Raw genomic sequence first — 257 nt, forward strand, 5'->3', positions numbered from 1 at the left:
GGGCCTGCCGCAGGAGGTCACCCCGTCCGCCGGCGAATTCGGCATAGATTTCAGGGCTTAGGGCCTCTTCCGGCGTCAGCCAGGACAGTTCCAGGGCATCCTGCCGTGGATCGCACTCTCCGGTAACGGGAATGAGGTAGGCCAGAGCGACGGCGTGCTGGCGTTCATCCGTCAGTCCGGACTGCGACGGTGACGGGAAATACTCGGCAACGGCAAACGGTGTCAGGGCCGGCGGCAGCTGGGGAAACGCCATGGGC

At 65.8% G+C, this 257-nt stretch carries 1 protein-coding gene; it reads right to left on the bottom strand.

Annotated features, from left to right (window positions below; genetic code table 11):
- Positions 1–257, bottom strand: a 257-nt coding sequence (locus SB754_RS21335; protein WP_410784335.1) for a DUF4916 domain-containing protein, incomplete at both ends; no start/stop codon positions are given.

Source organism: Leifsonia sp. SIMBA_070, assembly GCF_046534635.1.
Classification (GTDB): domain Bacteria; phylum Actinomycetota; class Actinomycetes; order Actinomycetales; family Microbacteriaceae; genus Leifsonia.